Genomic DNA, 25821 nt, shown 5'->3' on the forward strand with positions numbered 1-25821 from the left:
TCCCCCTTGTTTTCTTTCGTTTCTCCGAATCAGGGACAGACAGAAAAAAGCTCCGCCCCTGAAACCAGGGACGAAGCTTTCACTCCGCGGTACCACCCTTGTTGGTAAAAATTTCTACCCACTCTGCTGGTGTATCATCGGACTTGGAATTCTGTAATTCAACGGAAGGATGCCCAAGTTCACACCACCCACTTGGTCTCTGATCTACTGCCTTCGATCCGTTTACTGCGGAATTCATGATACGTTCTATTCTTTTTTGCTTAAACGCTTTTAAGCAATGAAATATTGGTATAATCATAAGCGATTACTCACGTGATGTCAATCCCTGAACTGAGTATCTTGTGCTTCAAATCATAGCGGTGTTTGTGTATAATAGTGGAAATTTGAAAGAAAGAGGGGGGGGAGAACATGGAGTCCCGGGCGATACAAACAACAGCTGCTTCTACGCGGTTACTTATGATAAAGAGAGGAATCATTGCTGGATCTCCTATTATGCTTGGATATCTACCGGTGGCACTTACATATGGAGTGCTGGCGAGTCGGACGGGCATGACCAACCTGGAACTTACATTGATGAGTGTTTTGGTTTACGCAGGTGCGGCCCAATTTTTAGCTGTTGGAATGGCAGCTGCCGGGACGGGGATGATTGAAATTATCATCGCTACCTTCGTTTTGAATTTCCGTCATTTTGTCATGAGTCTATCTTTCGTGAATCGTTTAAAATCAATCGCTTTAAAAGCAAAACTCCCTTTATCTTTAGGTTTGACGGATGAAACCTTTACCATGGCTGCTTTATATAGGAAAGAAGCGGATGAGAAACACGGAAGCTTATTTTATGCTTCTTTGATCTTAACCGCCTATATCTCCTGGGTGGGTGGATCATACTTAGGGGGCGTTTTAGGTGACGTCATGCCTGCCAGGTTAAGTGATAGTATGGGCGTCGCTTTGTATGCCATGTTCATCGGTTTGTTGATTCCATCAGTGAAGAGAGATTTTAAAATCGCTGCAATTGCTGTGTTTGCGATGTTGATCAATTTCATTTGTCAGTTCTGGGGGATGAGTCAAGGTTGGGCCATCGTTACAGGTACAATTGTGTCTGGGTTCATCGGAATATGGATTCTTGAAGATGAGGAGGCAGAGAAATGATTATTTGGATGATAATTGGGATGGCGGTGGTCACCGCTGTTCCCAGGTTCCTGCCAGCTTTGATCGTTGACTTTGTTACTTTTCCTAAGTGGGTCGATCGCTGGCTCAATGCAATACCATATGCCGCTCTCGGGGCTTTAATTTTTCCAGGTATCATGACCGTTAAACCAGATGCTCCGCAAATCGGTGTCGTTGCAGGTCTGGTAGGAGTTTTACTGGCATGGTTTGGGATTCACATCATTTTCGTAGTCCTTGGAGCAATAGCCTCTGTTTTCCTGATGACTTTGTAATCACACATGCCCAGAGGGTGCATATCGTATAGGGATACTTCCGAGAAAGGAATTGATCGTTATGCACCGACAATTTGGATTTCCTTTCGGGCAAATCTTCGGGTTTCCTACACCTAACCAAGGCGGCCAGTTCGGACCCGGCCAACCCCCAGGTCCGCCTCCAGGGGGACCACCTTTTGGCGGGGGACAGGGACAGCCGCCATTTGGTGGAGGGCCAGGCGGACCTGGAGGCCCGGGGGGGCCAGGAATACAACTCCCGCCGCCTCCTGAGGAACCCCCAAGTTCACAAGGAGCTTCCGTTTATGCTGTGGATCCGGGGTCATTGTACGGCTGTTTATATCGCTATACGTGGATTCGACTTATGAACGGCCGGTCGTTCTGGTTTTATCCGACATTTATCGGCCGTACATCTGTCGCTGGTTATCGCTGGCAGCGCAGCCGCCGTCAATGGGTGTACACCGGGTTTGATACGCGACAAATTTCCAGTTTCCAATGTAGATAATCGGCAAAAAAAAGGTGATGTCACTTTTGGCATCATCTTTTTGTTACAATAAGAATTAATTAGAGGAAGAAGGGACGAATCCATATGCCTGCAGTTAGAACCGCTCGCTTTGAAGATGCTGAAACGATTGCCGAAATACATGTGAAGAGCTGGAAGTCCACTTATAAAGATTTAATTGATGAAAGAGATTTAAGTAATACGACAGTGGAGCATCGAATAGCCCTTTGGGAGACCGTACTTCGAACGCCTGTAAATGGACAAATCGCCTATGTCATCGAAAATGATGCAGGCGAAGTGGTAGGCTTTGTATCCGGTGGCAAAGAACGAACGAAAAGCTATGGCTATGATGGAGAAATCTATGCCATCTATTTGTTGGATGAATATCAGGGCAAGGGGTATGGAAAAGAGATGCTCCGGGTATTCTCCAGTGGGATGCTGGAAGCTGGATATGAATCGCTTCTTGTATGGGTGTTGACGAATAATCCATCAAGCCGGTTTTACATAAAATATGGAGCGGATCCTGTAGAGGCTGAGCGTGTCACGATCGGACAGGGGACTTATGAGGAAACGGCCTATGGATGGAGTGAATTAGAAAAGTTAACAGAACTACTGGCCTGAAAACGTAAGAAGCCTGCCGAATCGGCAGGCTTCTTACGTTTCTTCTTCATAAGGTTCAATGTGGATATGAGCGTATCTGATGTTCTTCTCTTTTTCAAGACGTTCTTCTACTTCATCTGTAATGATATGCCCTTCCTGAACAGTAATGTCTGGATTGACGTGAATGGTGGCTTCCACAAGCGTTTTATTTCCCTGCATTCGCGCTTTGACATCTTTTACCGCCCATACATCAGGATGATCGGATATGCTTTCCCTGATGCGTTCAATGCCTTCTTCATCATAGCCATCGGTCAGGCTGTGGGTAGCGTTTACGAATATGTCCCAAGCCGTTTTACAGATGATCAACCCGACAATGAACCCTGCGAGTGGATCGAGCCAGAACAAACCCAATTGGGATCCTGTGATTCCAATAAAAGCTCCGATACTTACAAAAGCATCGGACCGGTTATCCTGAGCGGCGGCAAACAGTGCCTGACTGTCCACTTTTTTGGATAAACGAAGGTTGTATTTGTAGACACCGAACATAACCATGGCAGCACCAAGTGCTGTCCAGGCAGTGAGCATAGAAGGTTCACTGACATTCTGTTGTATCATGTCCTGAACGGTACCAATGATGACTTCAATACCTACGGTCATCATAATGAAAGCCGCAATAAGAGAAGCAATGGTTTCAGCACGGAAGTGCCCGTAATGGTGATCTTCATCCGGTGGCTTCCTTGATATTTTTAAGCCCACCAGTACAGCTACTGAAGCAATCACATCCGTCGTATTGTTCAACCCATCTGCTCGAAGTGCTTCAGAGTTTCCAAATGAAGCGATGATTAATTTTGTGGCAGCTAAAATGAGATAGGCAATAATGCTTACCCATGCCCCGCGTTCTCCTTTTTTTAAGTTCGAATATTCATTCATGGATTTTATCCTCCAGATCGATCGTATAAAGGCTTGATATAGCTTACCAAATAGGGGTTCAGTGGGTCTAGAGAAAAAAAGCTTTCCATGTTCATGTTAATTGCCTCCAGGCAAAACATTCATAGGCTAGGGGCCATTGTTAAGGTAAGGTTAAGCCTTTTTTAAATATCTCGAAATCTAGATTCTTTAGTTTGAAAGTATTTCAGCGGGGGTATACTCTATTTGTGAATCCTTAATGGATCTTGGGTAAGAATAAATAAACACTCATAGAAGGAGAGATTCATGTGGCAAATGTTAAATTAGCAATTGTTTATTACAGTTCAACAGGCACGAACTACAAAATGGCTCAATGGGCTGAGGATGCCGCTAAACAAAAAGGTGCCGAAGTGAAAGTACTACGTGTGCCTGAGTTGGCTCCAATGGAAGCGATTGAACAAAATCCAGCATGGAAAGAACATTACTTAGCTACGAAAGACTCTGTTCCGGAAGCGACTGTTGATGATCTTGACTGGGCAGACGCTATTATTTTCAGTGTTCCAACACGTTTTGGAAATGTCCCTGGGCAAGTGAAGCAATTCATGGATCAGGCAGGTGGACTTTGGTTCCAAGGTAAATTGGTGAATAAGGTCGTAAGTGCGATGACATCTGCACAAAATGTTCATGGTGGTCAGGAAGCCACATTGTTAAACTTCTATACGACGATGTTCCATTGGGGTGCAATCATTGCAGCACCGGGTTACACGGATGATGCTGTCTTTGCGTCCGGAGGAAACCCTTATGGTACGAGTGTAAGCGTGGACGGCGAAGGAAATATGAAAGAAGATGTGGAAAGCGGTGTTCGTCACCAGGTCAATCGTACGCTTGATGTCGCGAGTCGCTTTATTAACTGAATCAAGTAGAAAGAACATGGAACTCTAGGTTCCATGTTCTTTTTTTATTTGGATCATGAATCTTGATGAGTAGGAATCAGTTGTAGGGATGACGCGGTTTCTATGGACCATTGGTGAGTCCTCTAAGGCTCTGACTTCGGGAGATACCTGAATCCTGGATTTTCTCTTGAACACCTATTTTTCTGGAAGGCTCTGTTAAAGTTCGGTGTTGATATTTGCATCAACGTATTGAAGTTACAATGAATGATAGGAAAGGTGAAAGTGGATTAATTTCCAAGTATCAAAACCTTTAGATGATCTCCTTTCACGATGTAACCATTAGAATCTTGTTGGATTATGATTTCGAAATGGAGCCTTTCGCTAAATGGCAGGATTGTTTAAGACTCCGTTTCGAGACTTTTGTTGAGTGGATGGGGGGCTACAGGGAATAGCTCGCTTTCCGCGGGAGCGCGGTGAGCCTCCTCGGACTACGTCCTGCGGGGTCTCACCAAGCACTCTCTTCCTCGTAGATATCCGGTTTCTGCGCCTAGCGGCTAGTGAGACTTCCCTCGCTTCTGTACGATAAGTCAACATCGAATCTCTACGTTCTTCGTGTTTCCTTTATCTCCTCCAGCTCAGTCCAGTCCATACGCCGCTGAACGAGGCGCCTGCACACTTAAGATAGGAGTCTCGCCATTCCCCTCCGCCCTTTGCCATATAAGTGTCTCGAAATCACTTTCAGAAGTAGGCGCTCACTATACGAATGGAGAGCTGTATTACTTATCTCCATCGTATGGAAGGAGCTCATAACCGCTTGTTATAGAGCACTTTCTTACTATAGGTAGTAATAGTGGAAGCTGCTCCTTCTTGTAGGGATTCGTTTCTCGCATGATCGAATGGGGTGGTTGGGAAGCTGCGAGACTCCCGTGGGAGAAAGGAGATCGGCGAGATCCCGCAGGGCGGTAGCCCGAGGAAGCTCGCCACTCCCCCACAGGAAAGCGAGTGGCTTCCCAGCCACCCCTGACGCTCAACCAGGCAATGAATCCCTGGAACATCTCGAAATAAAGCCTTCAAGAAATGGGAGCTTTCGTTGAATATGCCAATTATAAAAATGAAGAACCTCCATAAAATTCGAAGTTCCTTTTTTGCAGTAATATCAACATTAAACTTTAACAGAGACTTCTGGAAAAGGACGGACAGTTTTCCCCACAAAGCAAACCAGTAAATGAATCGCCAGCCGTGCCTGAATTGAAACAAAAAACGGGTATTAAGGATAAGAGTGGAAGAGTTTTTCACTCTTTCTCTGATATGCGACACAGGGAGATGTGAGGATCTTTTGTTTTTCGATATGGAAGCGACCTTGAAGTGTATTCTTTAGGGATTTTGTATCTATTTTTTAACAACTTGGACAGGTAAACCGCTCTAGCAATAGGGGTGAGAGGTTTATAATTTGAGAATATGGGTATCATAATACTAAATATTCAGAAAACTTGTTGCGAAATTCTATTATATCCTGCATAATGAAAAAAAGCATGAAGGGGGTAGTCTCATGAGAAAGCAAAAGATTGATTACGTTATCCGTCGCGACCCCGAGTACAAAGGGAAAGAGATTACGGCAAAGAGAGAATTGTCCTTTGGAATACAGTTAGCCTCACGTCTGCTTTTGGATCAACTTAGTTATCAGTTCAATAAAGAACGCCTGGACAGGGAAATAAATCAGGCGATTGACAATGGCGATCGTGAAGAATTTGATCGTTTAAGCTTACAATATCAACCCTTTACATGGGAATAAGATAAAACCGTTGCTGAGGCAGCGGTTTTTTTTGCGAAACTTTTCTTCCATAATATCTGACAAGAGGTTCCAGGTAGGAAATGGAAAATAGCTTCCTATGTATGATATACAACTTCTTCCTGTGAATGTTATAGTAAGTGTATCATCATAGACTAGGAAGGTAATTCAATTGAAAAAAGTATCGATATTGCTCATGTTATGTATTGGATTGACGGCATGTTCTCTCGCATCATCAAGTACAGATGAGGATGCTGAAGGTAACAAGCCGGATTCCTCGAAGGAAGAACAAACAGTTGAAGAGGAGTCATCTTCCTCTGAAGAAACCAGCGAGAATCAACACGAGGAGTCCTCTTCTGATAAGGAAATGGATAAGGAAGCTAAAAAAGATAAAAAACTCGAAAATGGTATGGTTGAAGTCGGAGAGCCTGAGAGTCTGCAGGTTGTCGTGAATAAACAGCGGAAACTTCCTGAGGGTTATACTCCCGAAGATTTGGCTGTACCGGCTGTTCCTTTTTACTTTACCGAAGACCATCCAAAAAAGCAGATGAGACAGGAAGCCGCAAAAGCGTTGGAAGATCTGTTTGCAGCAGCTGAAAAAGATGGCATTGAATTGGTGGCCGCTTCGGGCTATCGCTCTTATGAAAGACAGAAAAGCATTTACGACAAAAATGTAGAAATTTATGGAAAGGAAGAAACGGATACGTTCTCCGCACAGCCCGGGACGAGTGAACATCAGACGGGCCTTGCTATGGATGTTACATCTGCACAAGTGGCTTTCAAATTAGAACAATCATTTGGTAAGACTGATGAAGGAGAGTGGCTGGCAGATCACGCCCATGAGTATGGCTTTATCATCCGTTACCGAGAAGGAGCCAAAGAGATTACAGGGTATATGTATGAACCTTGGCACTTGAGATATGTAGGGGAAGAGGTCTCCTCTGATATCCATGAGCAGGCCGTAACATTGGAAGAGTTTTTCGGCCTTTATTCTAAAGACGAATAAAAGAAAGCCATTTCTCCAAAACAAGGAGAAATGGCTTTCTTAATAACAAACCCCTACACGGTGAAAAAGGAATTTTTTGTTATGAAGTTCCTTATAGGCGAAATCGGCTGTATCAGAAACTGTAATTTTCTTCCCGCCTTCTGGAAGGGTATCGCGTTCAAATCGGATGGATCCATTTCTTCCCCCATCAGGGAGATAGGTTGGGCAGATGATCGTCCATTCAAGCGTGCTGCTTTGTAGGAATTCAAAGACCTTTACATGTTCTTCAGCGGCAAAGGTTTTCTTTCTTTTCGATTCTGATGTCTGAAACCGGTATTTTCCTTCTTCATATCTACTATTCAGTATCCCGGCTGTCCCTATCGTTACAATCCTTGTTATTCCTTCATCTTTCATCGCTTGAATAATTAATGGAATACTTTGAGAGAGTGTGTCCGTCTTGTCCGTATTTAAAGCACTTATGACAGCATCACAACCTGCGATCGTTCGTTTGACATCCCCTTCATCTTTAGCGTCACCTACGACCAACTCTGCTCCGGGAATGGCGGTAGACGCCCGGTTTTCATCCCTTACCAAAGCTTTTACGTCCAAATTGTTTTCTATTGCCAACCTGGCCATTTCTGACCCTACTCTTCCTGTACCACCAAATAATGCTATTTTCATTAAATCACCTCAAAGAATTGTAAAGTTCATTCATGTTCCAATTTCGTTGGAAAAATATTCTGCTATGCTTGCTTTAATAGAAAAGCGGATGGGGGAAACGAATGATGAATAAAAAGCCCGTATGGAGTTGGATTTTATACGATTTTGCAAATTCTGCTTTTGCCACCACAATCATGGCGGCTGTCTTACCTGTCTTCTATTATGATGTAGCAGCTAAAGGGGTTCAAGAATCTTTAGCTGCAAGCTATTGGGGGTATTCCCAATCGATCGCTGTCTTAATCGTAGCGATACTTGCCCCGGTCCTTGGAGCCATCAGCGATTATTCGGCTTCTAAAAAACGATTTTTACTTTTCTTTGCCTTTATGGGTATGATTGCGAGTGTTTTGCTCGCGCTAGTAGGAGAAGGGGGGTACCTATTAGCTTCCGTTCTTCTCGTTGCAGGTACCATTGGTTTTTCAGGAGCTAATGTCTTTTATGATGCTTTTCTTCCAGAAGTAGCAGACGAGAAAAAAATTGATCGGATATCAGCTGCGGGATTCATGCTGGGCTATGTTGGAGGGGGATCCTCCTTGCGGTCAACCTGCTGATGATTATGAAATATGAATGGTTCGGTCTGCCAAATGCTTTAGCTGGAACCCGGCTCGCGTTCATCTCTGTGGGCGTTTGGTGGCTTGTCTTTTCCATTCCTTTAATAAAAAATATCAAGGAAGAGAAAAGAAAAAAGCCTCAGCGCGACCGTCCTTATCTTTCCATCGGCTTTCAACGTCTTGGGAGGACGTGGAAAGAACTGCGTCAATTCAAACAACTCCTCTTATTTTTATTTGCCTTCTGGTTATATAACGATGGAATTTCCACAATCATTAAAATGGCGACGATTTATGGGAGAGATATTGGCATTGACAGTACATCTTTGATCACTGCGCTACTCATCACGCAATTTGTTGGCATTCCATTCACCTTTTTCTTTGGTTGGCTCGCGGGTAAGATTACACCTAAACGTGCATTACTTCTGACGTTATACATTTATTTGGTGATCGTAGCTCTAGGGTACTTCATGACTTCAGCTTTGCATTTCTATATTCTGGCTGTATGTGTAGGTTTCGTTCAAGGGGGTGCCCAGGCGTTGAGTCGTTCTATTTTTGGACGGATGGTACCGGGAGACCGTCATGCGGAGTTTTTCGGTTTTTATGGAATATCTTCAAAATTTGCTGCTATATTCGGTCCATTTGCTTTCGCACTGGTCGGTCAATTGACAGGATCCAGCCGTTTCGGCATCCTCTCCCTGGTTATATTTTTCGTTATAGGAATCATTCTATTGCACAAGTTGGATGTCGATAAAGGGAGGGAGCAGGCCAAAGCCGGCACCCGTCCTGATGACCGCCCAGTCATTCATACTTGATCGTCAAATAATGGGGCGGCTATACCGGTTTTCCAACATACGTACGACAGGTTCACCTGTATCGTATGAAATGTTGCTGATGATTTCACTCATCGCTTTCCAAGCACTGGATGAACCTGTTTCCCAATAATCGAAAATGTGTTGAAAAAGTAAGGATGCTTCTTTCTCTGAAGCATTATATAAATCTAGAAATGAATCATTGTGCATTTCTTGTGTGGCCGGATGGTGCCATTCGTTGTTCAGTTCATTCAAAAAATCTATGTCTGAACGAATGGGTTGATGGGAGAAAGAGGATACGAGTGACCCGAACCACCGGTTCTTCCATTTCCAAGGGTCATACAAAACGCGTTGGGCGGCTTGGATATGTCGAAAAGATTGGGGGACAACTTTCTTATTATATAATGCGTACATGTCAGGAAAGTGTTCAGCAAGTAATTCATGCATAAATGTTGAAATCTCTTGTTTTTTTCTCCCGATTTTGATTTCTTTGTGGACTGGGGTTCTCCATGGTTCCAAGTTTCGAAAACGTTTAAGGAGAATGGTATCCACCAGCACCTCAAATTCCTGGTGCTTATTCTTTTCATAACCGGCATGATAATGGATGAAAGGATGGGTGTTCCGGTCAAGGATATGATGACTGACAAACCCAAGAATATACCCCTGGAGTACGTTTTTCTCTGACATCCCCCGGTGGATCATATCCATAAGGACAGGGCCGCACTTTTCCGTATGCATGCGTAAACCGATATCTGCTACTTTCCGATCAGGTGAAAAAGGAAGGAAGTTATGGTAGAAAAACGGATCTGGGCCTTGGGCGCCCAAATGTAAAGGGGCAGGAGATGTTTGCAGAAGATCGCTTCTCCCAAGTTTTTCACATAGCTGGTCGACAAAAAGGATATGAGTCCAAATGTTAGGCATATGTTCGCTCCCTTCTATCAAAATGAAAACCAAAAAAAGATATAGAATAAAACATCAAAAAAAAGAGCCTTTGCAAAGGCTCTTTCACCACTTTTTACCCACTTGAGAGATCAAGCAAGGATGGTAAGTATGTATCTTTGCTTGATAAATTTATTATATACAAAAATCTGAATAATGTAAATAATCAGATTAAAAACCTCGGGAAAATTGTCAAAAAAAGAGGGCTTCTGGTGATTGTTCAAAAGATTCTTGATACAATGTAAGGGTATGCAATGAATTGAGCAAAGGGAGGATTATCATGGATTACCGCATTGAAAGAGATACCATAGGAGAAATCAAAGTACCGAGCGAAAAATATTGGGGTGCTCAAACACAACGAAGCAGACAAAACTTCCCAATTGGCGATGAAAAGATGCCTACAGAAGTCGTCGAAGGATTTGCGATTCTTAAAAAGAGTGCAGCTAAAGCGAATGCCGCACTTGGATTACTTGAAGAGGAAAAGGCTGAGGCTATTGCGTATGCTGCAGACCTCATTATTGCCGGGGAGCTTGATGAACATTTTCCTCTTGTCGTCTGGCAGACAGGTAGCGGTACACAATCCAACATGAATGTAAATGAAGTCATCGCTTATGTAGGTTCACAATGGCTGCAGGATAAAGGCAGTGAAACTCGCCTGCACCCGAATGATGATGTTAACAAATCACAAAGTTCGAATGATACTTATCCGACGGCTATGCACATTGCTTCCGTCCGTAAAATTGAAGACGTCGTTCTTCCGGCCGTCATTCAATTCAAGCAAACGCTTCAGGAGAAAATGGAAGCGTTTAACGATATCGTGAAAATTGGACGTACACACTTACAAGATGCTACTCCTTTAACCTTAGGCCAAGAGATCAGTGGCTGGCACCGAATGTTGGAAAAAACGGAAAAAATGCTAATAGAAAGTACCGAATATGTGAAAGAACTCGCCATTGGTGGTACAGCAGTGGGTACAGGATTGAACGCACATGTCGAGTTCTCTGAACAAGTTGTAGCTCAAATCAACGAGACGACTGGAAAAGGATTTATTTCGGCACCCAACAAATTTCATGCGCTTACTTCTCATGATGAACTTGTCCATACCCATGGCGCGTTGAAAGCTCTAGCAGCCGATATGATGAAAATTGCCAATGATGTAAGGTGGCTGGCCAGTGGCCCGCGTTGTGGAATTGGTGAAATTACGATTCCTGCAAATGAGCCTGGAAGTTCCATCATGCCGGGTAAAGTGAACCCGACGCAAAGTGAAGCGGTCACAATGGTCGCTGCTCAGGTCATGGGGAATGATGCAACGATCGGCTTTGCAGCGAGTCAAGGAAATTTTGAATTGAACGTATTCAAGCCGGTTATTGCCTATAACTTCTTACAATCTGCCCAACTTCTTGCAGACAGTATCCTCTCCTTCGATGAACGTTGTGTAAGCGGGCTTGAGCCAAATCATGAACAAATTGAAAAATACCTGCGCGATTCATTGATGCTTGTAACGGCTCTTAACCCTCACATCGGTTATGAGAATGCAGCTAAGATTGCCAAGACAGCTTTCGAGAAAGATCAAACGCTAAAAGAAACGGCTGTAGAAATGGATATTCTTACAGAGGAACAATTTGAAGAATATGTTGATCCTAAAGCCATGACGAAGCCTAACGCTAAGTAAAACTCTTGTTGTTAGCCATGTTTGGAGGTTGTTATAAATTCTCCATTAATTACCACCTGTTTTTTTGACATAAAAACAAACAGACCGACCCATACTACGATTACACAAGACAGGAGGTGAGACACATGGCTAACAACAACAGTTCAAACGAGTTGGTTGTACCTGGTGTACAACAAGCTCTAGACCAAATGAAATACGAAATCGCACAAGAATTTGGCGTACAACTTGGTGCTGACTCTACAGCTCGCGCTAACGGTTCTGTAGGTGGTGAAATCACTAAGCGTCTTGTCCAAATGGCTGAACAGCAGTTCGGTGGACAACAATACAAATAAATACTTGTGACGAAGGAGGAAGGGTGCGCCCTTCCTCTTTATTTTTTGGAAGAAGCGTTCATTCATTCGTGAAGGAAAAAGACTTTTTAATTGGAAAGAAGTGGCGCGTGATGCAGGAATGCGGCGTTTGCAATGGTTGGGCCGCCTCGGAAAGAACTTGTCCTAAATGCGAGGGAACCATGCATGATCAGGGGCGTGTTACTGATTTTCTGGATGATTACAGCCCTTATCTTGATCAGAAATTTACAGACCTCGTAGACGGTGACTTGGATTCATCATTCAATGAGGAATGTGTCCACTTATTTATTTGTGAAGACTGTGGTTTAAATGATATTCAGGCCACATAAAAAACGCAGCCATTTATTGGCTGCGTTATTTTATGTTATCGGATACGTAATTCAGAGTCTTTATCAAAGAAGTGAACTTTGTTCATGTCTATAGCCAAGGTGATCTGGTCACCACCGTTAATATCCGATCGGGAATCGACCCGCGCGATAAAATCATGGCCATTGAGTTTAGAATACAGATAGGATTCAGATCCCATTAATTCTGCTACTTCAATGTCTGCGGTGATCTTTTTGTCCTGGTTTGCATCGATGAACACTGGTTCATCGTGCATATCTTCCGGTCTTACACCGAGGATGATTTCTTTTCCAATGTAATTTTGTTCGCGAAGGGGTTTCATTTTACCTTCAGGGATCGCAATTTGAATATCACCTAATTCGATATGTCCATCCGCAAGTGTACCATTCAGGAAGTTCATGGCTGGTGAACCGATAAAGCCACCTACAAAAACATTTTCCGGTTTATCGTATACTTCTTTTGGGGCACCGACTTGTTGGATCACACCATCTTTCATAACTACTAACCGTGTGGCCATGGTCATCGCTTCTGTTTGGTCGTGGGTAACGTAAATGGTCGTTGTTTGAAGCCGCTGATGCAGTTTTTGGATTTCCGCACGCATTTGAACACGAAGTTTTGCATCCAGGTTAGAAAGGGGCTCGTCCATTAAGAATACTTTTGCATCCCGGACAATCGCGCGTCCGAGAGCGACACGTTGACGTTGACCTCCTGACAGCGCTTTAGGTTTACGATCGAGCAACGCTTCAAGACCAAGGATCTGAGCCGCGTTATTGACGCGTTTTTCAATTTCACTTTTGTCCATTTTTCGCAGTTTGAGACCAAATGCCATATTATCATATACATTCATGTGAGGATACAGGGCATAGTTTTGGAAAACCATTGCGATGTCCCGGTCCTTTGGTGCTACATCATTCATACGTTTTTCGTCAATGAGGAAGTCGCCGCCAGTAATTTCTTCAAGACCTGCAATCATTCGGAGTGTTGTCGATTTCCCGCACCCGGATGGACCGACGAACACGATGAATTCTTTATCCTTAATGTGGAGGTTGAAATCATCCACCGCTTTAACGTTTTTATCATAGACTTTATCAATACTGCTCAGTTTAAGTTCAGCCATTATAATCCTCCTAGACAGTTTATGAAATCGCTTTCTTCATTGGTTACAGTCTATCGGAGATTACAGGAATGGTAAATGGACAAAGTGCACAAACCTAAGACAGGAAGGTTTGTGCACTTTGTCCTTGATCAATAATCCATATGAAGTAAAGCTAAGTAGGTGATGACTGCTCCTTCGAACTGTTTAATATCAAGTCCCGTCTTTTCAATGAATTTGTCCACCCTGTACTGTAGACTATTGCGATGCATGTAAAGTTTTTTGGCAGCCAGTGTAGTGTTCGCTCCTGATTCGAGATACGTGCGAATCGTTTGCAGAAGGTCTTGTTCATGTTCCATCCCTTTGAAGATTGCGCGTTGTATATGCTCCCAATCTTCCTGTGGGAGAGCATTCAGATAAAGGTAAGGGATTGTATCTTTATACGTAGTGATCGACCCCAGTTTATGTTCTCTTGCGATACGGGCACATCTGTCTGCCCAATGGAGGATTTTTTGAGCTTCTGTCCTGTCTGATGAGAATTCACTGATAAAGAAATGGATGTTTGTATAAAAATCACTCATAAGGACCACATCCATACCTTCAAACTCCATGGTTTCCTGCTCATCATTGAAAATTTCCTCAATCATGAAGCCCTCTTTGTGAGATGTCCAAAGTAAAGGAGCTTCATAGGGAAAGATGGAAGTAAAAGCCTCTTTGACATGTCCCGGATCCACTTCATCGTCATCGATGGAAAAAAGGACAAAACGATAAGAGAGCGGCCATACCATCTCCTGGGGATCTACATTTTTTTGAAGCAGGGAAGCCCATTTTTTCTCTCGTTCAGTCATGGTGGATTCTTCAGAACTTAATGGTTTGAGGAATACAGAAAGGAGATGAGATGCTTGTGGGTTTAATTCATCTTTCCTAATTCCAACAACTTCAGCATCTGCTGTTTGAAACCATTCGTACGCTTCAGGATCTTTAAGTCCGAGTTTATTTATAGTCATTGAAGGGAATAAACGTTTAAGCTGCTCTGTAACTGACATGAATCTCTTCCTTTTTAGTTGGATATTTACTATTATAGTAATACAATGGATGAAATCCGCAAAGCGTTGAATGTATAGAAACGTTTCTCTGAAGGAAGGAGGAGAGCGAGATGGATCATGTGAAGGATAAAAGCATTTACGGGCCTGAAACGAAAAACCGTTTGAAAAGGATTGAAGGTCAAGTCCGTGGAGTCCTGAAAATGATGGACGAAGATAAAGACTGTAAAGATGTCATCACCCAATTATCCGCTGCACGTTCAGCTATGGATCGTGCCATTGGATATATTGTGGCGAAGAATTTAGAAGGGTGTATCCGCGATGCTCATGAAGAGGGTGAATCAGCTGAAGAGTTGATCAATGAAGCAGTAGCGATGATCGTAAAAAGCCGGTAAAGTAAAAAGCTGTCTCCTGTTGGGTCTGTAAAGGCGGATAGGAGACAGCTTTTTCTTGTTTACTTTTCATCTTTCTCTTTAGGAATTTCGTGCGCTTCCCCAATTTGTTCATGACCGTAAACAGGCTTAACTGTGCCTCCTGCCATTCCTTCATTGATCATACGATCGACGTCGAGTTCGAATTTCCCTTTACCTTCAGGTGCTTCCTGATGTTTTCGCTTATCCATATCCTCACCTCCTCCTTTCATTCTGCCCTTATTCTCAATTCTAATGAGTGTAAGACACGGCAGGGAAATTAAGTGTATGTGCGCTTCTCTGTAAAATATGTTTGTCCATCCTATTTTTTGGCACTCGTCCGCGATATCGATTATACTTGGTACACTATGGATAGAAAGAGGTTGTCACATGCATCCAGTCTTATTGATTGTATTAATGATCGGAATCGGAGCTCTGATTGGAGGGCTTACCAATTCATTAGCGATAAAAATGTTGTTCCGTCCATACAAGCCTGTTTTCGTAGGAAAGTACCGGCTTCCGTTCACTCCAGGGCTGATCCCTAAACGACAGCAGGAATTGGCCAGACAATTAGGGAAAATGGTCGTCAACCATCTTCTGACACCGGAAGGAATCCGTCGGAAGTTGCTTCATCCAATGTTCAAGGAACAGATGACCTCGTGGGCGAAAGAAGAGGTTCAAACCCTTCTGAATAAAGATGAAACAACAAGTGAAGTCCTTGATAAAATCAATGTGGACCTTACGTCGTCAACGATTCAAAACCGGTTAGCGCAGTGGGTTGAATACCGTTATGATGCTATCATGGAAGAATACCGGGAGAAAACGATTGAAGAATTATTAACTCCTGCCATGCGAGAAAGAGCGGATCAGGGTGTAGATGAAGCTGCTGCTCATATCCAAGCAAGTATAGAGGCATACTTCAGAAGTTCAGAAGGGAAAGAGAAAGTGGCAGCCTTGATCGATCACTACTTGGATAATCAAGGATTTCTTGGAAATATGATTTCGTCCTTCATGGGTCCGGATGGACTGACCGAACGGATTTATCCTCTGATCATCAAATATGTCTCCGACCGTGAAATGGAAGGCTGGTTACAGTCAATGCTTCATGGAGAGAAACGAAAGTTGATGACGAAACGAGTAGGATGGTTTGAAGACCAAATTGGTCGTGATACCATCGGATCGAAGCTTGGAGAGATCGTGGCCGACGCATTACCAGTTGAACAATGGATGGACAGAACGGTAAAAGAATGGACCCGTCCTTATGAAGAGAAAATCCTTCATTCTTTTGTGCCGGCAGCTGTCGATCACCTCAGTGAACTGGTTTCAGCCAAAGTAGAGAGCATGATGAATCACCTTAAGCTTGCAGATATCGTGCAGGAGGAAGTCGAAGCTTTTCAAGTAGAGCGACTTGAGGAAATGGTACTCGGTATCTCCCGTAGGGAATTCAAAATGATCACATATCTCGGGGCATTACTCGGAGGAATGATTGGTTTTCTCCAAGCCATTATTGTGCTATTTTTCGGATAATAGTGTATTCCTATACAGACGTAGGGGAGTTTGTTATAGTGGGGGAGGAGTTCGAGAACGAAAACTTAGGAGGTTCTTATTTTTATGGCAAATCTATACGATTACGCGTATGATCTAGAAAAAGCAATCCGCAACAGCGAAGAGTTCAACGGATTGAAAGAAGCATATGAAGCAGTGATGAGCGACGAAGCTGCTAAGAAAATGTTCGACGATTTCCGTCAGACACAGATTACTCTTCAGCAAAAGCAGATGCAGGGAGAAGAAATTTCTGAGGAAGAAGTTGAAGAAGCTCGTAAGGTCGTTGAGCTTGTACAACAGCACCCTCAAATCTCCAAGCTTATGGAAGAAGAGCAGCGTCTGAACACTGTTATCAATGATATCAGCCGTATCATCACGAAGCCTCTTGAAGAGCTTTACGGTAACCCTGAAGAACCACAACAATAAAGAATATAAAGAAAGGAGCTGGATGATCCAGCTCCTTTTTTGTTTGGTTTTATGAATGGGTAGAGGATTACTTTTCTTCGGCTATCCAGGTAAATGAACCTTTTTCTGTCGTTGAATTTGATGTGCAAGGGGAAGCCTATTTCTTTTATTATGGATATCGGCCATTTGGTTTAGAAACCGGAGACCGCAATTCCGTCGTTTTTCCTAATGTTGAATTTTCTGTCGGGTCATGCAGGAAAGAGAACGGAAGACCACGAAAATTAAGGGGAGAACAATTTTTTCCATATATAGGAGGAAAAGCATGAAGCATTTCATCGTAGAAGAAAAAGGAAATGTCGTTCATTTGAAAATTGCCCGTGGAGAAAAGTACAATGCCCTAAATGCAGATCTTTTAGCTGAATTCGCCGAGACAGTTCGGGAAGTGCGGCGTTCAGATGCGCAAATCGTCCTCGTTTATGGAGATGGAGATGGCTTCTGTGCAGGTGGGGATTTGAGCATGATGAAAGAGGTGTCAGACAAGAACACCTATGATGAAGTCATGGATAATATTGAAACCATCGTAAAAACGTTTTATTCGATGCAGAAAATTGTCATCTCTGCGCTGCACGGTCCTGTCGTAGGCCTTGGCCTGAGTATTGCACTTTCTGCTGATTATGTCATAGCAGAAACGGAGGCTCAATTGTCGATGAATTTCATAGGAATTGGCCTTGCCCCGGATGGAGGCGGTCATTTCTGGCTTCAAGAACGTTTAGGGACGCATCAGGCGAAACATTTCGCGTGGGAAGGCCAGAAGATGGGAGCCGAGGAAGCTTATGACCATAAACTTGTAGATATTGTTGTTGATGCACCGGTGCATGTGGAAGCGGAACAAATTGCTGAGAAATGGAGCACCCGGCCATTGAAGTCGATGATCGCTACAAAAGAAATCTACCATCAATATGGGCTGGAACAATTGTCCCACTATTTGCAGCAGGAACGGGAAACACAGTGGCGTTTGCTTCAGACAGATGATCATAAAGAAGGGGTGGAGGCTTTCTTAAATAAAGAAAAACCTCAATTCCAAGGGAGATAATTAAAAAGTCGCGCTTAGGCGCGACTTTTTATGTTTTTGCCATTTATCGATGAAATAATACCAAATGCCCTTCTGGAGCAGCGCAGCGATGAGTATGGTGGCTGTAGCCTTTATCCTCCAGTTTTTCAGATCCTAATTTTTTAGCCTGGTCATCATTTTCGGCTTCAAAGGTTTCATCGAGAACATTTGTCCCGTCTTTTTCGAATACGGTTAAGTAGTACGTTTTCATGGGAGGGCCTCCTTGAATGAATAGGTATTCATTACTTAACTTTGTCATTCAACGTCGATATTCCTGCTTTTCGTTAAGATTTTTTGGAAAAAGTCATGGAAATCATTTTTTTCCATGTGGAAGCGGTATAATTGAAACCAAGTTGTATGCTTACACGTACATAAATTGAAAAGGGGGAGAGTTCATGACTTTACGTTTAGAGAAAGTTACGAAAAAATTTGGATCGTTCACAGCCGTTGATGAACTGTCACTGGAAATTCCGGAAAAGCAAGTGTTTGGTTTTTTAGGTGCGAATGGAGCGGGGAAGACGACGACCTTCCGAATGATCCTTGGTCTACTGGATCAGACCAAAGGGGAAATTTCGTGGAATGGGGGAGATATCGGCTACGACCAAAGTCATCTCATCGGATATTTGCCGGAAGAAAGGGGTCTTTACCCTAAACTGAAGGTCCAGGAACAATTGATTTACTTAGCGAAATTGAGGGGAATGAAAAAATCCGATGCCAGCAGAGAAATTGAGAGCTGGCTGGAGAAGTTCAAAGTACCTGAGTACAAGAATAAAAAAGTCGAAGAACTGTCTAAAGGAAATCAGCAGAAAATTCAGTTCATCTCAGCGGTCTTACATAAACCTAAGTTGCTAATCTTAGATGAACCATTCTCTGGACTTGACCCTGTCAATGTAGAGATGCTGAAGGATGCAGTGGTTGAATTGAAGGATGCCGGTACATCCATCGTGTTCTCTTCACACAGAATGGAACATGTCGAAGAATTGTGTGAGAGCTTGTGTATCCTTCATCACGGAACCCCTGTCGTGCATGGGAAATTGAAGGAAATTAAAAAATCATTTGGAAGAAAAAATATTAAAGTCATGGCTGATTTTGATCTTGACTTTCTTGAGAAAGTACCTGGTGTAACGAAATACAAAAAGCTCGGCGACGGGTGTGAAATCCAGATTGAAAACGAGGAAGCTGCTCAACGGATTTTTGAAGAACTTCACGGAAAAGGATTTGTACGTAAATTCGAACTGGAAGAGCCCACATTGAACGATATCTTTATTGAGAAGGTAGGTGCTTCTTATGAATAAGTTTCTGATCATGGTTGCCCAGACCTACAAGAACCGCGTCAAATCGAAATCATTTTTGATTACTACGATCATTACAGTGCTCCTCATTTTTGCATTGTCAAACATGCAGACAATCATCGAGACATTTAGTGATGTGGATGAAGAGAAAACAGTAGGCGTTTTGACAGAAAACGAGGAATGGTTTCAGTCCTTGGATCAGGCCCTTTCGATGAATGACAACCTGCGAGTGGAAAATTATGAAGGCAGTCTTGAAGAAGCGCAGGCAGAGGTCGAAGATGGAGAACTTCAATCTGTCGTTGAAGTGCAGGAGGGAGCAGGGGGGCTTCCGGAAGCGACTTATTACGCGAATAAGATCGCAAACACAGGGGAGAGTGACCCTGTCCGTCAGGCTCTTCAGCAAGTGAAGGTTCAATACGTAACCAAACAGGCGAACGTTGACCCTGCGGTGATCCAACAAATGAATGCGCCGGTGAACTTTGAATTGGTAGCTCTTGAAGAGAGTGCAAAAACAGAGGAAGAGCTCAATCAAACCCGGGGTCTCGTTTATGTGATGCTCTTTTTCTTATATTTCTCCGTCATTATGTACGGACAAATGATCTCTACGGAAGTAGCTACTGAAAAATCAAGTCGTGTTATGGAAATTTTAGTTTCCAGTGTATCTCCTGTTTCCCAGATGTTCGCAAAAATATTCGGAATTGCCTTGTTAGGCTTGACTCAATTTTTAATCCTCATTTTAGCAGGGTATTTCGGAATCCGCCAAAGCAAGGCTCTCGGGGACGGGATGATGCTGGAATTTTTCGGGTTCGATGACATCAATCCTGTGACGATCGTGTATGCAGTGGTTTTCTTTATTCTCGGTTATTTGCTTTATGCGACACTGGCGGCAACACTCGGATCGCTTGTAAGTCGTCTGGAGGATGCGCAGCAGCTTCTGGCTCCTATGATCATGCTCATTGTAGCTGGTTTTCTTATCGCGATGTTCGGCCTTGGTGTACCGGATTCTACATTCATAACCGTCAGTTCTTACTTCCCATTCTTTACCCCGTTAATCATGTTTCTCCGTGTGGGTATGCTTGAAATCCCGATCTGGGAAATTGCTTTATCAATAGGGATCCTGATCGGGTCTATTCTGATTCTCGCCTTAATTGGAGCACGTATTTATCGCGGAGGAGTCCTAATGTATGGGAAGTCCACTTCTTTGAAAGATATAAAGACGGCATTGCAGCTATCTAAAAAAGAACAATAATGAAGATCCCCTCTATGGAGGGGATTTTTTATTCCCTCTTAAGGAATGGGAGAACGTGCATTCGGTTTTTGGCTCTGTTAAAATGAAAGAAATAACGCATGAAGGAGGCTGAGTTGATGGGGGCGTCTATTCGTTTCATCCACAGCGCAGACTTACATATTGATAGTCTTTTCAAAACTAAAGGATATCTCCCGGAGCGCCTCTTGGAAAGGTTGCAGCAAAGTACTTTTGAAGCTTTTGATCGTTTGATTGATGCGTGTATCGATCATCACGTCGATTTTCTTTTAATCACAGGTGATTTATATAATGAAGAAATCCGCAGTATAAAAGCACAAGTTCATCTGCGAGATGGATTTAAACGTTTGCAGCAAAAAAACATCCATGTGTATGTGAGTTATGGAAATCATGATTATTTAGAAGGAACGAAACTGCCGATTGCCATGCCGGAAAACGTACATATTTTTGAAAGTGAACGTGTTGATTATTTTTCCTTTCAAAAGAATGGAGAAAAGCTAGCCAATATTTACGGATTCAGCTATGAATCAAGAGTCGTACGGGACAGGAAAGCCCTCTCCTTTAAAAAAGAGGGGGAGGGTGTGTTCCATATCGGCATGCTCCATGGAAGTTTGGAAACGAATACGGATCATGATGTGTATGCACCGTTTTCCTTAGAAGAATTAAGAAGTCGGAAGATGGACTATTGGGCGCTCGGACATATTCACAAGCGATCCATACTTTCTGAAGATCCGCCTATTCTTTACCCTGGGAATATTCAGGGGAGGTCACGTAAGGAGAATGGGGAGAAAGGATGTTATCTTGTCGAAAACCATGCGGGGATGTGGGATTATCAATTCATCCCTTTGCAAAGCATCGTTTATGACTCCGTGGAAGTCGAGTACATAGAAACAACCCAAATAGATGAAGTTGAGAAGGTTCTGGAACGTTCAAAAGAAGCTGTTTTCTCAGGTTCTCCGGTAATGCTCAGCATTCATATGGTCATCGATGAAGGACTTATCGGCAGTCAATCGGCGGAGGTCATTAAGGAGTGGGGACGTGTCATCAATGATCAGGAAGATTTAGAGTCGGACCAGTGGGTGTGGATTGAGGATATTCAAATTGAAAAGCGGAAAATGGTGAAGGAAGAAGAGTTGCTTAACAGCTCACATTTTTCAGGGGAGCTTTTAAGGACAATGGCTGAATTGGATGACACAGAACTTGAAGAATGGTTGTCCCCTCTATTCTCTCATCGGAAAGTTTCCCGGCACGCTCCGGCCATGAGCCCGGAACAAAGGAAAGAAAGGCTGGAAGAGGCCAAATCATGGTTGCTTCATCAAATGAGGGATTCAGGAGGGGAGGAAGTGTTATGAAGATTACCCATTTGACAATGTATGGGTTTGGTAAATGGAAGGATCACTCATTGGAATTTTCCAAAGCCTCTCCTCAGGTGATCATCGGGGAGAATGAAGCAGGGAAATCAACGATTTATGAGTTTATTCTATTCATATTGTTTGGACTTCCTCCGAAACAAAGACGGACATTTTTCCCTAAATCAGGAGGGAGTATGGGAGGGAGGATAGTCCTTTTCACGGAGGAGTATGGAAAAGTGACGATAGAAAGAACGGATGCCCATGAAAATGGCAGGGCTTTCTGTCACTTGGAAACTGGAGAAGTGAAAGATGAATCCTGGCTCCAAAGGTTGCTGCACGGGATGGAACGGTCTGTATTTGAATCGACCTACAGCTTCAATGCAGATGGATTAATGGAATTAAAAAATTTGTCCGGGCAGGCTCTCGGAGAAGTCCTTTTGAACATTGGCCTCACTGGGTCCCGCCATATATACCAGACAGAGAAACAGATCCAAAAACAAATGGAAGAACGCTTTAAGCCGAATGGCAGGAAGCCCTTGATTAATCAACAGCTCCAAACGGTGGAAGAATTGGAACAGCAGAAAAGAATGGTGGATGATGAAGAAGGAGAGTATTTACAATTCCAGCAAAGAGAAGAACAACTAAGAGACAGGCTGACAGACTTAGATGAGCGATGGGAGGAGAAGGTTACTCAACTTTACATTACAGAACAAGTAATGAAGGTGCGTGAAGTTCTTGTCGATTACCATTTGCAAAAGGCCGAAGTTGAATGTCAGCCTACTCTGCGTTTTCCTGAATCAGGGGTAGAGCGGTATCAGCAGGTAAAGGAATGGTTGTTACCTCTCCAATCAGAACAGCAAGTGTTGGAGACCAATAAAGCAGAGCTCTGCGATTCTTTGCAGGTCTGGGAGGGGCAACTTGACCATTCCTCACAAGATGAGGCGAAAGAGCTTATTGATACAGAGCAAGCTAAATACGAGCATGCTGATTATGAGTTTGAACGCTTGATGCAGGAGGTCCACAGACTTGAGGAACAGCTGGAAGAAGACAAGAGTCATATCGACATTCCGATAGATGTGGAAGAACTGGAAGACTATTCTCTCCCTTTTTATATAGAAGAAACATGGCATGGTTTGAAAAAAGGAAAAGAAGACATTAACCGGGAGCAGTCGCTCATAGAGGAACAGTTAGAGGATGTGGATCGTGAGTTTGAAAAATTGGAAGAGCGGAAGAAGATCATAGAAAAAAGCTTGATCAGTGAAGACGCCGCAAGAGAATTCGAAGAAAAATTACAAACGACTTACCGGACACCTAACACATCTGAAAACGGAAACCACCCATTGAAAAAGCGTCGTCTGATGAGCGGCACAATGGCTGTTTTAGCGCTCCTTGCAGGCGGGTTATTAGAAGGGATGGTTCTCTTCCTGATCTGTTTAGTCATCGCTGCTGGATTCGGTATATACAGCTACCGTATCCATACACAACTATCAAAAGCGTCAGAAGCAAAAGGTGAGTCTTCCGTGACGGTGGAGGAAATAGAAGAAGCGAGAATACAGCTCCGGCAATTTGAGGCAAAGAAGAACGAATACACACTTCTACGTGAAGAATGGAAACAGTTGAATCAAGAGGAAATCAGATTACAGGAAAAGAATAAACTCCTCCTTCAACGGCAGAGGAGACTGGACGTTGCACTTGAAGAGCAACAGAACCTTTACCCCTTCCTGAACAATCTGCAAGTCGATCATTGGCCCAAGCTGTTCCATCTTTTAACGAGCATGAAAGAAAGAATACGGACGAAAAACCACTTAAACAAAAATCAGGAGAAGTTGTCGACTGTTATGGATACGGTAAAAAACAGAGTGAAATCGTTTTGGGAAAGAAAGAATTGGGAATTCTATGAAGACAATATTGGTTTTCATTGGAAGCAATTGAACAATTGGGTGAAGGAACAAAATCAGGTGAAACAAAATATGAACCATGCTGAGGAGCAATTGAAGTCCATAGAAAAAAGAATCAAAGAAAATGCTGTTCAATTGTCTATGTATCTTGAACAAAGGGAAGAATTGTTACAAGAAGCAGGAGCGGAAGATGAAGAAGAATTCTATGCAAAGGCTAAACAAGCGGACATTCAAATAGAGCAAACCCGGCAGGTTCAGGAACTTGAGCACCAAATCCTGCGGATGCTTTCAAAAAGGGAGCAGGATGATTATCAGGTATGGATGGAAGCCCCTGAAGAATCTGTCTTGTTATCCAAACAGGAACGTCAGAAAAGTGAAAAACTGATGATTGAAAAGGAGCAGAAAGAAGTACAACAGCAAAGAGCGGATAATCAGAGCGCCATCCGCCAGTTGGAACATTCGGATGCAAGGTCCAGCATTACTCACAGGCTTCACCAGGAGAAAACAAAGCTTCAAGAGCTGATGAACGAATGGGCCGTTTATCAAATGGCCTGGAAGTCACTTGAAAAGACAAAACTTGCCTATAAAGAAAAGTACTTTCCGGAGATTGTAAAAAAAGCGGCTGGTTATTTTGGGAGGTTAACGGGTGGAAATTATATCGATGTGAAAATCTCTCCGGACGATGATCAACTCAAAGTCCAGGATGAGAAAGGATTTATGTATTCACCTGTGGAACTGTCCCGAGGAACGAAAGATCAACTTTACGTGTCTTTCCGGCTGGCACTCGGAGAAACAATGGCTGAAGAATTGTCCCTGCCATTCCTCGTTGATGATGCATTTGTCCATTTTGACCAGAAACGATTGAATGTGATGACAGAACTGATAGAGGAAATCTCACAAAAGCATCAGGTCATCCTTTTTACATGGAGGGAAGACTTTATTCAACAGTTTCAATCTCCACAGCTCCTGCAATTGACTTAAAATCGATAATAAGGTCGCAATGTAGGGACATTAATGATAAAATGTTTTAAGATTACTGAGGAATAAGCAAATGGAGGGTTTCCATTGGCAGAAACAAACAATACAGATTGGAACAAATACGAAGAAACGATTGAACAATTCATTCAGGTCATTGCCAAAAATATGAGTCTATATGGGGTCACACCATCCATTGGGCGCTTGTATGGGGTTTTGTACTTTTCACAGGAACCCATGACATTGGATGACATGCGGGAAGCTTTAGAGATGAGTAAGACGAGTATGTCGACAGGCGTCCGTGCTTTATCAGATATGAAAATGGTCGAACCTTCCTTTAAAAAAGGGGTCCGGAAAGATCTTTACAAATCTGAAGAGGATTGGTATAAATCATTCACTTCTTTGTTTGGTAGCCGTTGGAGGCACCATACAGAAACGAATATAGAGGAAGCGGATGAAGCTATTCAGGAGCTGGAGGATCTTCGGGCAAACACGAAAGATGAAGACCTTCAAACAAAGATCATCGAGGATATCGATCGTCTGGAATACGCTCAGAATTATTATCGCTGGCTCATGAAATTCATTCATGTCGTGGAATCCGGTGAGATTTTTCAATATGTACCGAAAATTGATCAAAAAGATAAGAAATGAAAAACGATGTGTAGCGCTATATGGCGTACACATCGTTTTTTTTTTAGGCTTTGTTAAAGCTTAGTGTTTGTAAATAGTCTCCTTTTCGAAATGATCTTATGTGTTCTTGGTGCCATAAGTGTCTTAAAATTCCCTTTATTCCTTTGGGGGAGTGTTGTTCCTCATCTAAATGGGGTTCTGATTGTTCAGAAGTGGTTTTCAGTAGGATTTATAGTAAAGGGAGAAGGGGAATGCAAGAACTACAGTGGAAAATTCAGAGGAAGCACAAAAAAGAGAGAGGAAGTTTGATTA

26 protein-coding genes and 1 pseudogene are annotated in these 25821 nt (G+C 43.1%); 20 read left to right on the forward strand and 7 right to left on the reverse strand.

Annotated features, from left to right (window positions below):
• The first annotated feature begins 408 nt into the window (after positions 1-408).
• The 4 genes from ACXADE_RS05370 (at position 409) to ACXADE_RS05385 (ending at position 2556) form a co-directional block, all read left to right on the forward strand.
• On the forward strand, positions 409-1146 hold the full coding sequence (locus ACXADE_RS05370) for an AzlC family ABC transporter permease (protein ID WP_474979462.1): 738 nt from the start codon (positions 409-411) through the stop codon (positions 1144-1146).
• A complete protein-coding gene (locus tag ACXADE_RS05375) occupies positions 1143-1436 on the forward strand; it encodes an AzlD domain-containing protein (RefSeq protein WP_474979463.1) in 294 nt (97 codons plus the stop codon). The genes ACXADE_RS05370 and ACXADE_RS05375 overlap by 4 nt, the downstream gene beginning before the upstream one ends.
• Before the next feature lie 61 nt (positions 1437-1497).
• Positions 1498-1938: a hypothetical protein gene (locus ACXADE_RS05380; protein ID WP_474979464.1), complete on the forward strand. Its 441-nt coding sequence runs from the start codon at positions 1498-1500 to the stop codon at positions 1936-1938.
• Positions 1939-2022: 84 nt separating this feature from the next.
• Complete coding sequence (locus tag ACXADE_RS05385) at positions 2023-2556, forward strand: N-acetyltransferase family protein (protein WP_474979465.1); 534 nt, start codon at positions 2023-2025, stop codon at positions 2554-2556.
• A gap of 33 nt (positions 2557-2589) precedes the next feature.
• Here the strand turns inward: ACXADE_RS05385 and ACXADE_RS05390 are convergent, their stop codons facing one another.
• The gene (locus tag ACXADE_RS05390) at positions 2590-3465 is read right to left on the reverse strand and encodes a cation diffusion facilitator family transporter (RefSeq protein ID WP_474979466.1); all 876 of its coding nucleotides are present in this window, start codon (positions 3463-3465) and stop codon (positions 2590-2592) included.
• 284 nt (positions 3466-3749) lie between these two features.
• On the opposite strand from ACXADE_RS05390, the gene wrbA reads away from it, so the two are divergent.
• The 3 genes from wrbA (at position 3750) to ACXADE_RS05405 (ending at position 7129) form a co-directional block, all read left to right on the forward strand.
• On the forward strand, positions 3750-4355 hold the full coding sequence (wrbA, locus tag ACXADE_RS05395; protein ID WP_474979467.1) for an NAD(P)H:quinone oxidoreductase: 606 nt from the start codon (positions 3750-3752) through the stop codon (positions 4353-4355).
• Positions 4356-5883: 1528 nt separating this feature from the next.
• Positions 5884-6126, forward strand: coding sequence for an IDEAL domain-containing protein (locus ACXADE_RS05400; protein WP_474979468.1), 243 nt, complete (start codon positions 5884-5886; stop codon positions 6124-6126).
• Between the two features lie 169 nt (positions 6127-6295).
• The gene (locus ACXADE_RS05405; RefSeq protein ID WP_474979469.1) at positions 6296-7129 is read left to right on the forward strand and encodes a M15 family metallopeptidase; all 834 of its coding nucleotides are present in this window, start codon (positions 6296-6298) and stop codon (positions 7127-7129) included.
• 39 nt (positions 7130-7168) lie between these two features.
• On the opposite strand, the gene ACXADE_RS05410 is transcribed toward ACXADE_RS05405, so the two are convergent.
• Entirely contained in the window at positions 7169-7789 is a 621-nt protein-coding gene (locus ACXADE_RS05410; protein WP_474979470.1) for an NAD(P)-dependent oxidoreductase, read from the reverse strand.
• 104 nt (positions 7790-7893) lie between these two features.
• On the opposite strand from ACXADE_RS05410, the pseudogene ACXADE_RS05415 reads away from it, so the two are divergent.
• Positions 7894-9188, forward strand: a pseudogene (locus tag ACXADE_RS05415) (MFS transporter).
• A gap of 3 nt (positions 9189-9191) precedes the next feature.
• Here ACXADE_RS05415 and ACXADE_RS05420 read toward each other — a convergent pair.
• A complete protein-coding gene (locus tag ACXADE_RS05420; RefSeq protein WP_474979471.1) occupies positions 9192-10106 on the reverse strand; it encodes a zinc dependent phospholipase C family protein in 915 nt (304 codons plus the stop codon).
• Positions 10107-10404: 298 nt separating this feature from the next.
• On the opposite strand from ACXADE_RS05420, the gene fumC reads away from it, so the two are divergent.
• From fumC to ACXADE_RS05435, 3 genes are all read left to right on the forward strand, one after another.
• The gene (fumC, locus tag ACXADE_RS05425; protein ID WP_474979472.1) at positions 10405-11796 is read left to right on the forward strand and encodes a class II fumarate hydratase; all 1392 of its coding nucleotides are present in this window, start codon (positions 10405-10407) and stop codon (positions 11794-11796) included.
• A 125-nt stretch (positions 11797-11921) separates the two neighbouring features.
• A complete protein-coding gene (locus tag ACXADE_RS05430) occupies positions 11922-12128 on the forward strand; it encodes an alpha/beta-type small acid-soluble spore protein (protein ID WP_146814316.1) in 207 nt (68 codons plus the stop codon).
• 179 nt (positions 12129-12307) lie between these two features.
• Entirely contained in the window at positions 12308-12475 is a 168-nt protein-coding gene (locus ACXADE_RS05435) for a hypothetical protein (RefSeq protein WP_474979473.1), read from the forward strand.
• Positions 12476-12510: 35 nt separating this feature from the next.
• Here the strand turns inward: ACXADE_RS05435 and ACXADE_RS05440 are convergent, their stop codons facing one another.
• Together ACXADE_RS05440 and ACXADE_RS05445 are read right to left on the reverse strand one after the other, a co-directional pair.
• The gene (locus ACXADE_RS05440) at positions 12511-13608 is read right to left on the reverse strand and encodes an ABC transporter ATP-binding protein (protein WP_474979474.1); all 1098 of its coding nucleotides are present in this window, start codon (positions 13606-13608) and stop codon (positions 12511-12513) included.
• Positions 13609-13736: 128 nt separating this feature from the next.
• Positions 13737-14630, reverse strand: a complete 894-nt coding sequence (locus tag ACXADE_RS05445; protein ID WP_474979475.1) for a PucR family transcriptional regulator — start codon at positions 14628-14630, stop codon at positions 13737-13739.
• A gap of 110 nt (positions 14631-14740) precedes the next feature.
• On the opposite strand from ACXADE_RS05445, the gene ACXADE_RS05450 reads away from it, so the two are divergent.
• Positions 14741-15022: a metal-sensitive transcriptional regulator gene (locus tag ACXADE_RS05450; protein WP_474979476.1), complete on the forward strand. Its 282-nt coding sequence runs from the start codon at positions 14741-14743 to the stop codon at positions 15020-15022.
• Between the two features lie 59 nt (positions 15023-15081).
• Here ACXADE_RS05450 and ACXADE_RS05455 read toward each other — a convergent pair whose 3' ends face one another.
• The gene (locus tag ACXADE_RS05455; RefSeq protein WP_474979477.1) at positions 15082-15249 is read right to left on the reverse strand and encodes a hypothetical protein; all 168 of its coding nucleotides are present in this window, start codon (positions 15247-15249) and stop codon (positions 15082-15084) included.
• Between the two features lie 178 nt (positions 15250-15427).
• Here ACXADE_RS05455 and ACXADE_RS05460 point away from each other — a divergent pair, with 178 nt between their 5' ends.
• The 3 genes from ACXADE_RS05460 to ACXADE_RS05470 all read left to right on the forward strand — a co-directional run bounded on the left by ACXADE_RS05460 (position 15428) and on the right by ACXADE_RS05470 (position 18080).
• Positions 15428-16564: a DUF445 domain-containing protein gene (locus ACXADE_RS05460; RefSeq protein ID WP_474979478.1), complete on the forward strand. Its 1137-nt coding sequence runs from the start codon at positions 15428-15430 to the stop codon at positions 16562-16564.
• Between the two features lie 84 nt (positions 16565-16648).
• Positions 16649-17008 (forward strand): YlbF/YmcA family competence regulator, encoded by a 360-nt coding sequence (locus ACXADE_RS05465; RefSeq protein ID WP_474979479.1) that lies wholly within the window; start codon positions 16649-16651, stop codon positions 17006-17008.
• Positions 17009-17309: 301 nt separating this feature from the next.
• The gene (locus ACXADE_RS05470) at positions 17310-18080 is read left to right on the forward strand and encodes an enoyl-CoA hydratase (protein ID WP_474979480.1); all 771 of its coding nucleotides are present in this window, start codon (positions 17310-17312) and stop codon (positions 18078-18080) included.
• Between the two features lie 43 nt (positions 18081-18123).
• Here the strand turns inward: ACXADE_RS05470 and ACXADE_RS05475 are convergent, their stop codons facing one another.
• A complete protein-coding gene (locus tag ACXADE_RS05475) occupies positions 18124-18309 on the reverse strand; it encodes a YhzD family protein (protein WP_474979481.1) in 186 nt (61 codons plus the stop codon).
• 184 nt (positions 18310-18493) lie between these two features.
• On the opposite strand from ACXADE_RS05475, the gene ACXADE_RS05480 reads away from it, so the two are divergent.
• The 5 genes from ACXADE_RS05480 to ACXADE_RS05500 all read left to right on the forward strand — a co-directional run bounded on the left by ACXADE_RS05480 (position 18494) and on the right by ACXADE_RS05500 (position 25530).
• Entirely contained in the window at positions 18494-19393 is a 900-nt protein-coding gene (locus ACXADE_RS05480; protein WP_474979482.1) for an ABC transporter ATP-binding protein, read from the forward strand.
• On the forward strand, positions 19386-20639 hold the full coding sequence (locus ACXADE_RS05485; RefSeq protein WP_474979483.1) for an ABC transporter permease: 1254 nt from the start codon (positions 19386-19388) through the stop codon (positions 20637-20639). Before ACXADE_RS05480 ends, ACXADE_RS05485 begins: the two co-directional genes overlap by 8 nt.
• 116 nt (positions 20640-20755) lie before the next feature.
• Positions 20756-22006: a metallophosphoesterase family protein gene (locus ACXADE_RS05490; RefSeq protein ID WP_474979484.1), complete on the forward strand. Its 1251-nt coding sequence runs from the start codon at positions 20756-20758 to the stop codon at positions 22004-22006.
• A complete protein-coding gene (locus ACXADE_RS05495) occupies positions 22003-24885 on the forward strand; it encodes an ATP-binding protein (protein ID WP_474979485.1) in 2883 nt (960 codons plus the stop codon). Before ACXADE_RS05490 ends, ACXADE_RS05495 begins: the two co-directional genes overlap by 4 nt.
• An 84-nt stretch (positions 24886-24969) precedes the next feature.
• Complete coding sequence (locus ACXADE_RS05500; protein WP_474979486.1) at positions 24970-25530, forward strand: GbsR/MarR family transcriptional regulator; 561 nt, start codon at positions 24970-24972, stop codon at positions 25528-25530.
• Positions 25531-25821 lie beyond the last annotated feature (291 nt).

The sequence above is a fragment of the Halobacillus sp. ABR2_026 genome (assembly GCF_056158545.1).

Excerpts from the sequence above, each read along its gene's own strand:
- ACXADE_RS05370 (WP_474979462.1), top strand. The coding sequence starts at position 409 with ATGGAGTCCCGGGCGATACAAACAACAGCTGCTTCTACGCGGTTACTT.
- ACXADE_RS05375 (WP_474979463.1), top strand. The coding sequence starts at position 1,143 with ATGATTATTTGGATGATAATTGGGATGGCGGTGGTCACCGCTGTTCCC.
- ACXADE_RS05380 (WP_474979464.1), top strand. The coding sequence starts at position 1,498 with ATGCACCGACAATTTGGATTTCCTTTCGGGCAAATCTTCGGGTTTCCT.
- ACXADE_RS05385 (WP_474979465.1), top strand. The coding sequence starts at position 2,023 with ATGCCTGCAGTTAGAACCGCTCGCTTTGAAGATGCTGAAACGATTGCC.
- ACXADE_RS05390 (WP_474979466.1), bottom strand. The coding sequence starts at position 3,465 with ATGAATGAATATTCGAACTTAAAAAAAGGAGAACGCGGGGCATGGGTA.
- ACXADE_RS05400 (WP_474979468.1), top strand. The coding sequence starts at position 5,884 with ATGAGAAAGCAAAAGATTGATTACGTTATCCGTCGCGACCCCGAGTAC.
- ACXADE_RS05410 (WP_474979470.1), bottom strand. The coding sequence starts at position 7,789 with ATGAAAATAGCATTATTTGGTGGTACAGGAAGAGTAGGGTCAGAAATG.
- ACXADE_RS05420 (WP_474979471.1), bottom strand. The coding sequence starts at position 10,106 with ATGCCTAACATTTGGACTCATATCCTTTTTGTCGACCAGCTATGTGAA.
- fumC (WP_474979472.1), top strand. The coding sequence starts at position 10,405 with ATGGATTACCGCATTGAAAGAGATACCATAGGAGAAATCAAAGTACCG.
- ACXADE_RS05430 (WP_146814316.1), top strand. The coding sequence starts at position 11,922 with ATGGCTAACAACAACAGTTCAAACGAGTTGGTTGTACCTGGTGTACAA.
- ACXADE_RS05435 (WP_474979473.1), top strand. The coding sequence starts at position 12,308 with ATGCATGATCAGGGGCGTGTTACTGATTTTCTGGATGATTACAGCCCT.
- ACXADE_RS05440 (WP_474979474.1), bottom strand. The coding sequence starts at position 13,608 with ATGGCTGAACTTAAACTGAGCAGTATTGATAAAGTCTATGATAAAAAC.
- ACXADE_RS05445 (WP_474979475.1), bottom strand. The coding sequence starts at position 14,630 with ATGTCAGTTACAGAGCAGCTTAAACGTTTATTCCCTTCAATGACTATA.
- ACXADE_RS05450 (WP_474979476.1), top strand. The coding sequence starts at position 14,741 with ATGGATCATGTGAAGGATAAAAGCATTTACGGGCCTGAAACGAAAAAC.
- ACXADE_RS05455 (WP_474979477.1), bottom strand. The coding sequence starts at position 15,249 with ATGGATAAGCGAAAACATCAGGAAGCACCTGAAGGTAAAGGGAAATTC.
- ACXADE_RS05460 (WP_474979478.1), top strand. The coding sequence starts at position 15,428 with ATGCATCCAGTCTTATTGATTGTATTAATGATCGGAATCGGAGCTCTG.
- ACXADE_RS05465 (WP_474979479.1), top strand. The coding sequence starts at position 16,649 with ATGGCAAATCTATACGATTACGCGTATGATCTAGAAAAAGCAATCCGC.
- ACXADE_RS05470 (WP_474979480.1), top strand. The coding sequence starts at position 17,310 with ATGAAGCATTTCATCGTAGAAGAAAAAGGAAATGTCGTTCATTTGAAA.
- ACXADE_RS05475 (WP_474979481.1), bottom strand. The coding sequence starts at position 18,309 with ATGAAAACGTACTACTTAACCGTATTCGAAAAAGACGGGACAAATGTT.
- ACXADE_RS05480 (WP_474979482.1), top strand. The coding sequence starts at position 18,494 with ATGACTTTACGTTTAGAGAAAGTTACGAAAAAATTTGGATCGTTCACA.
- ACXADE_RS05485 (WP_474979483.1), top strand. The coding sequence starts at position 19,386 with ATGAATAAGTTTCTGATCATGGTTGCCCAGACCTACAAGAACCGCGTC.
- ACXADE_RS05490 (WP_474979484.1), top strand. The coding sequence starts at position 20,756 with ATGGGGGCGTCTATTCGTTTCATCCACAGCGCAGACTTACATATTGAT.
- ACXADE_RS05495 (WP_474979485.1), top strand. The coding sequence starts at position 22,003 with ATGAAGATTACCCATTTGACAATGTATGGGTTTGGTAAATGGAAGGAT.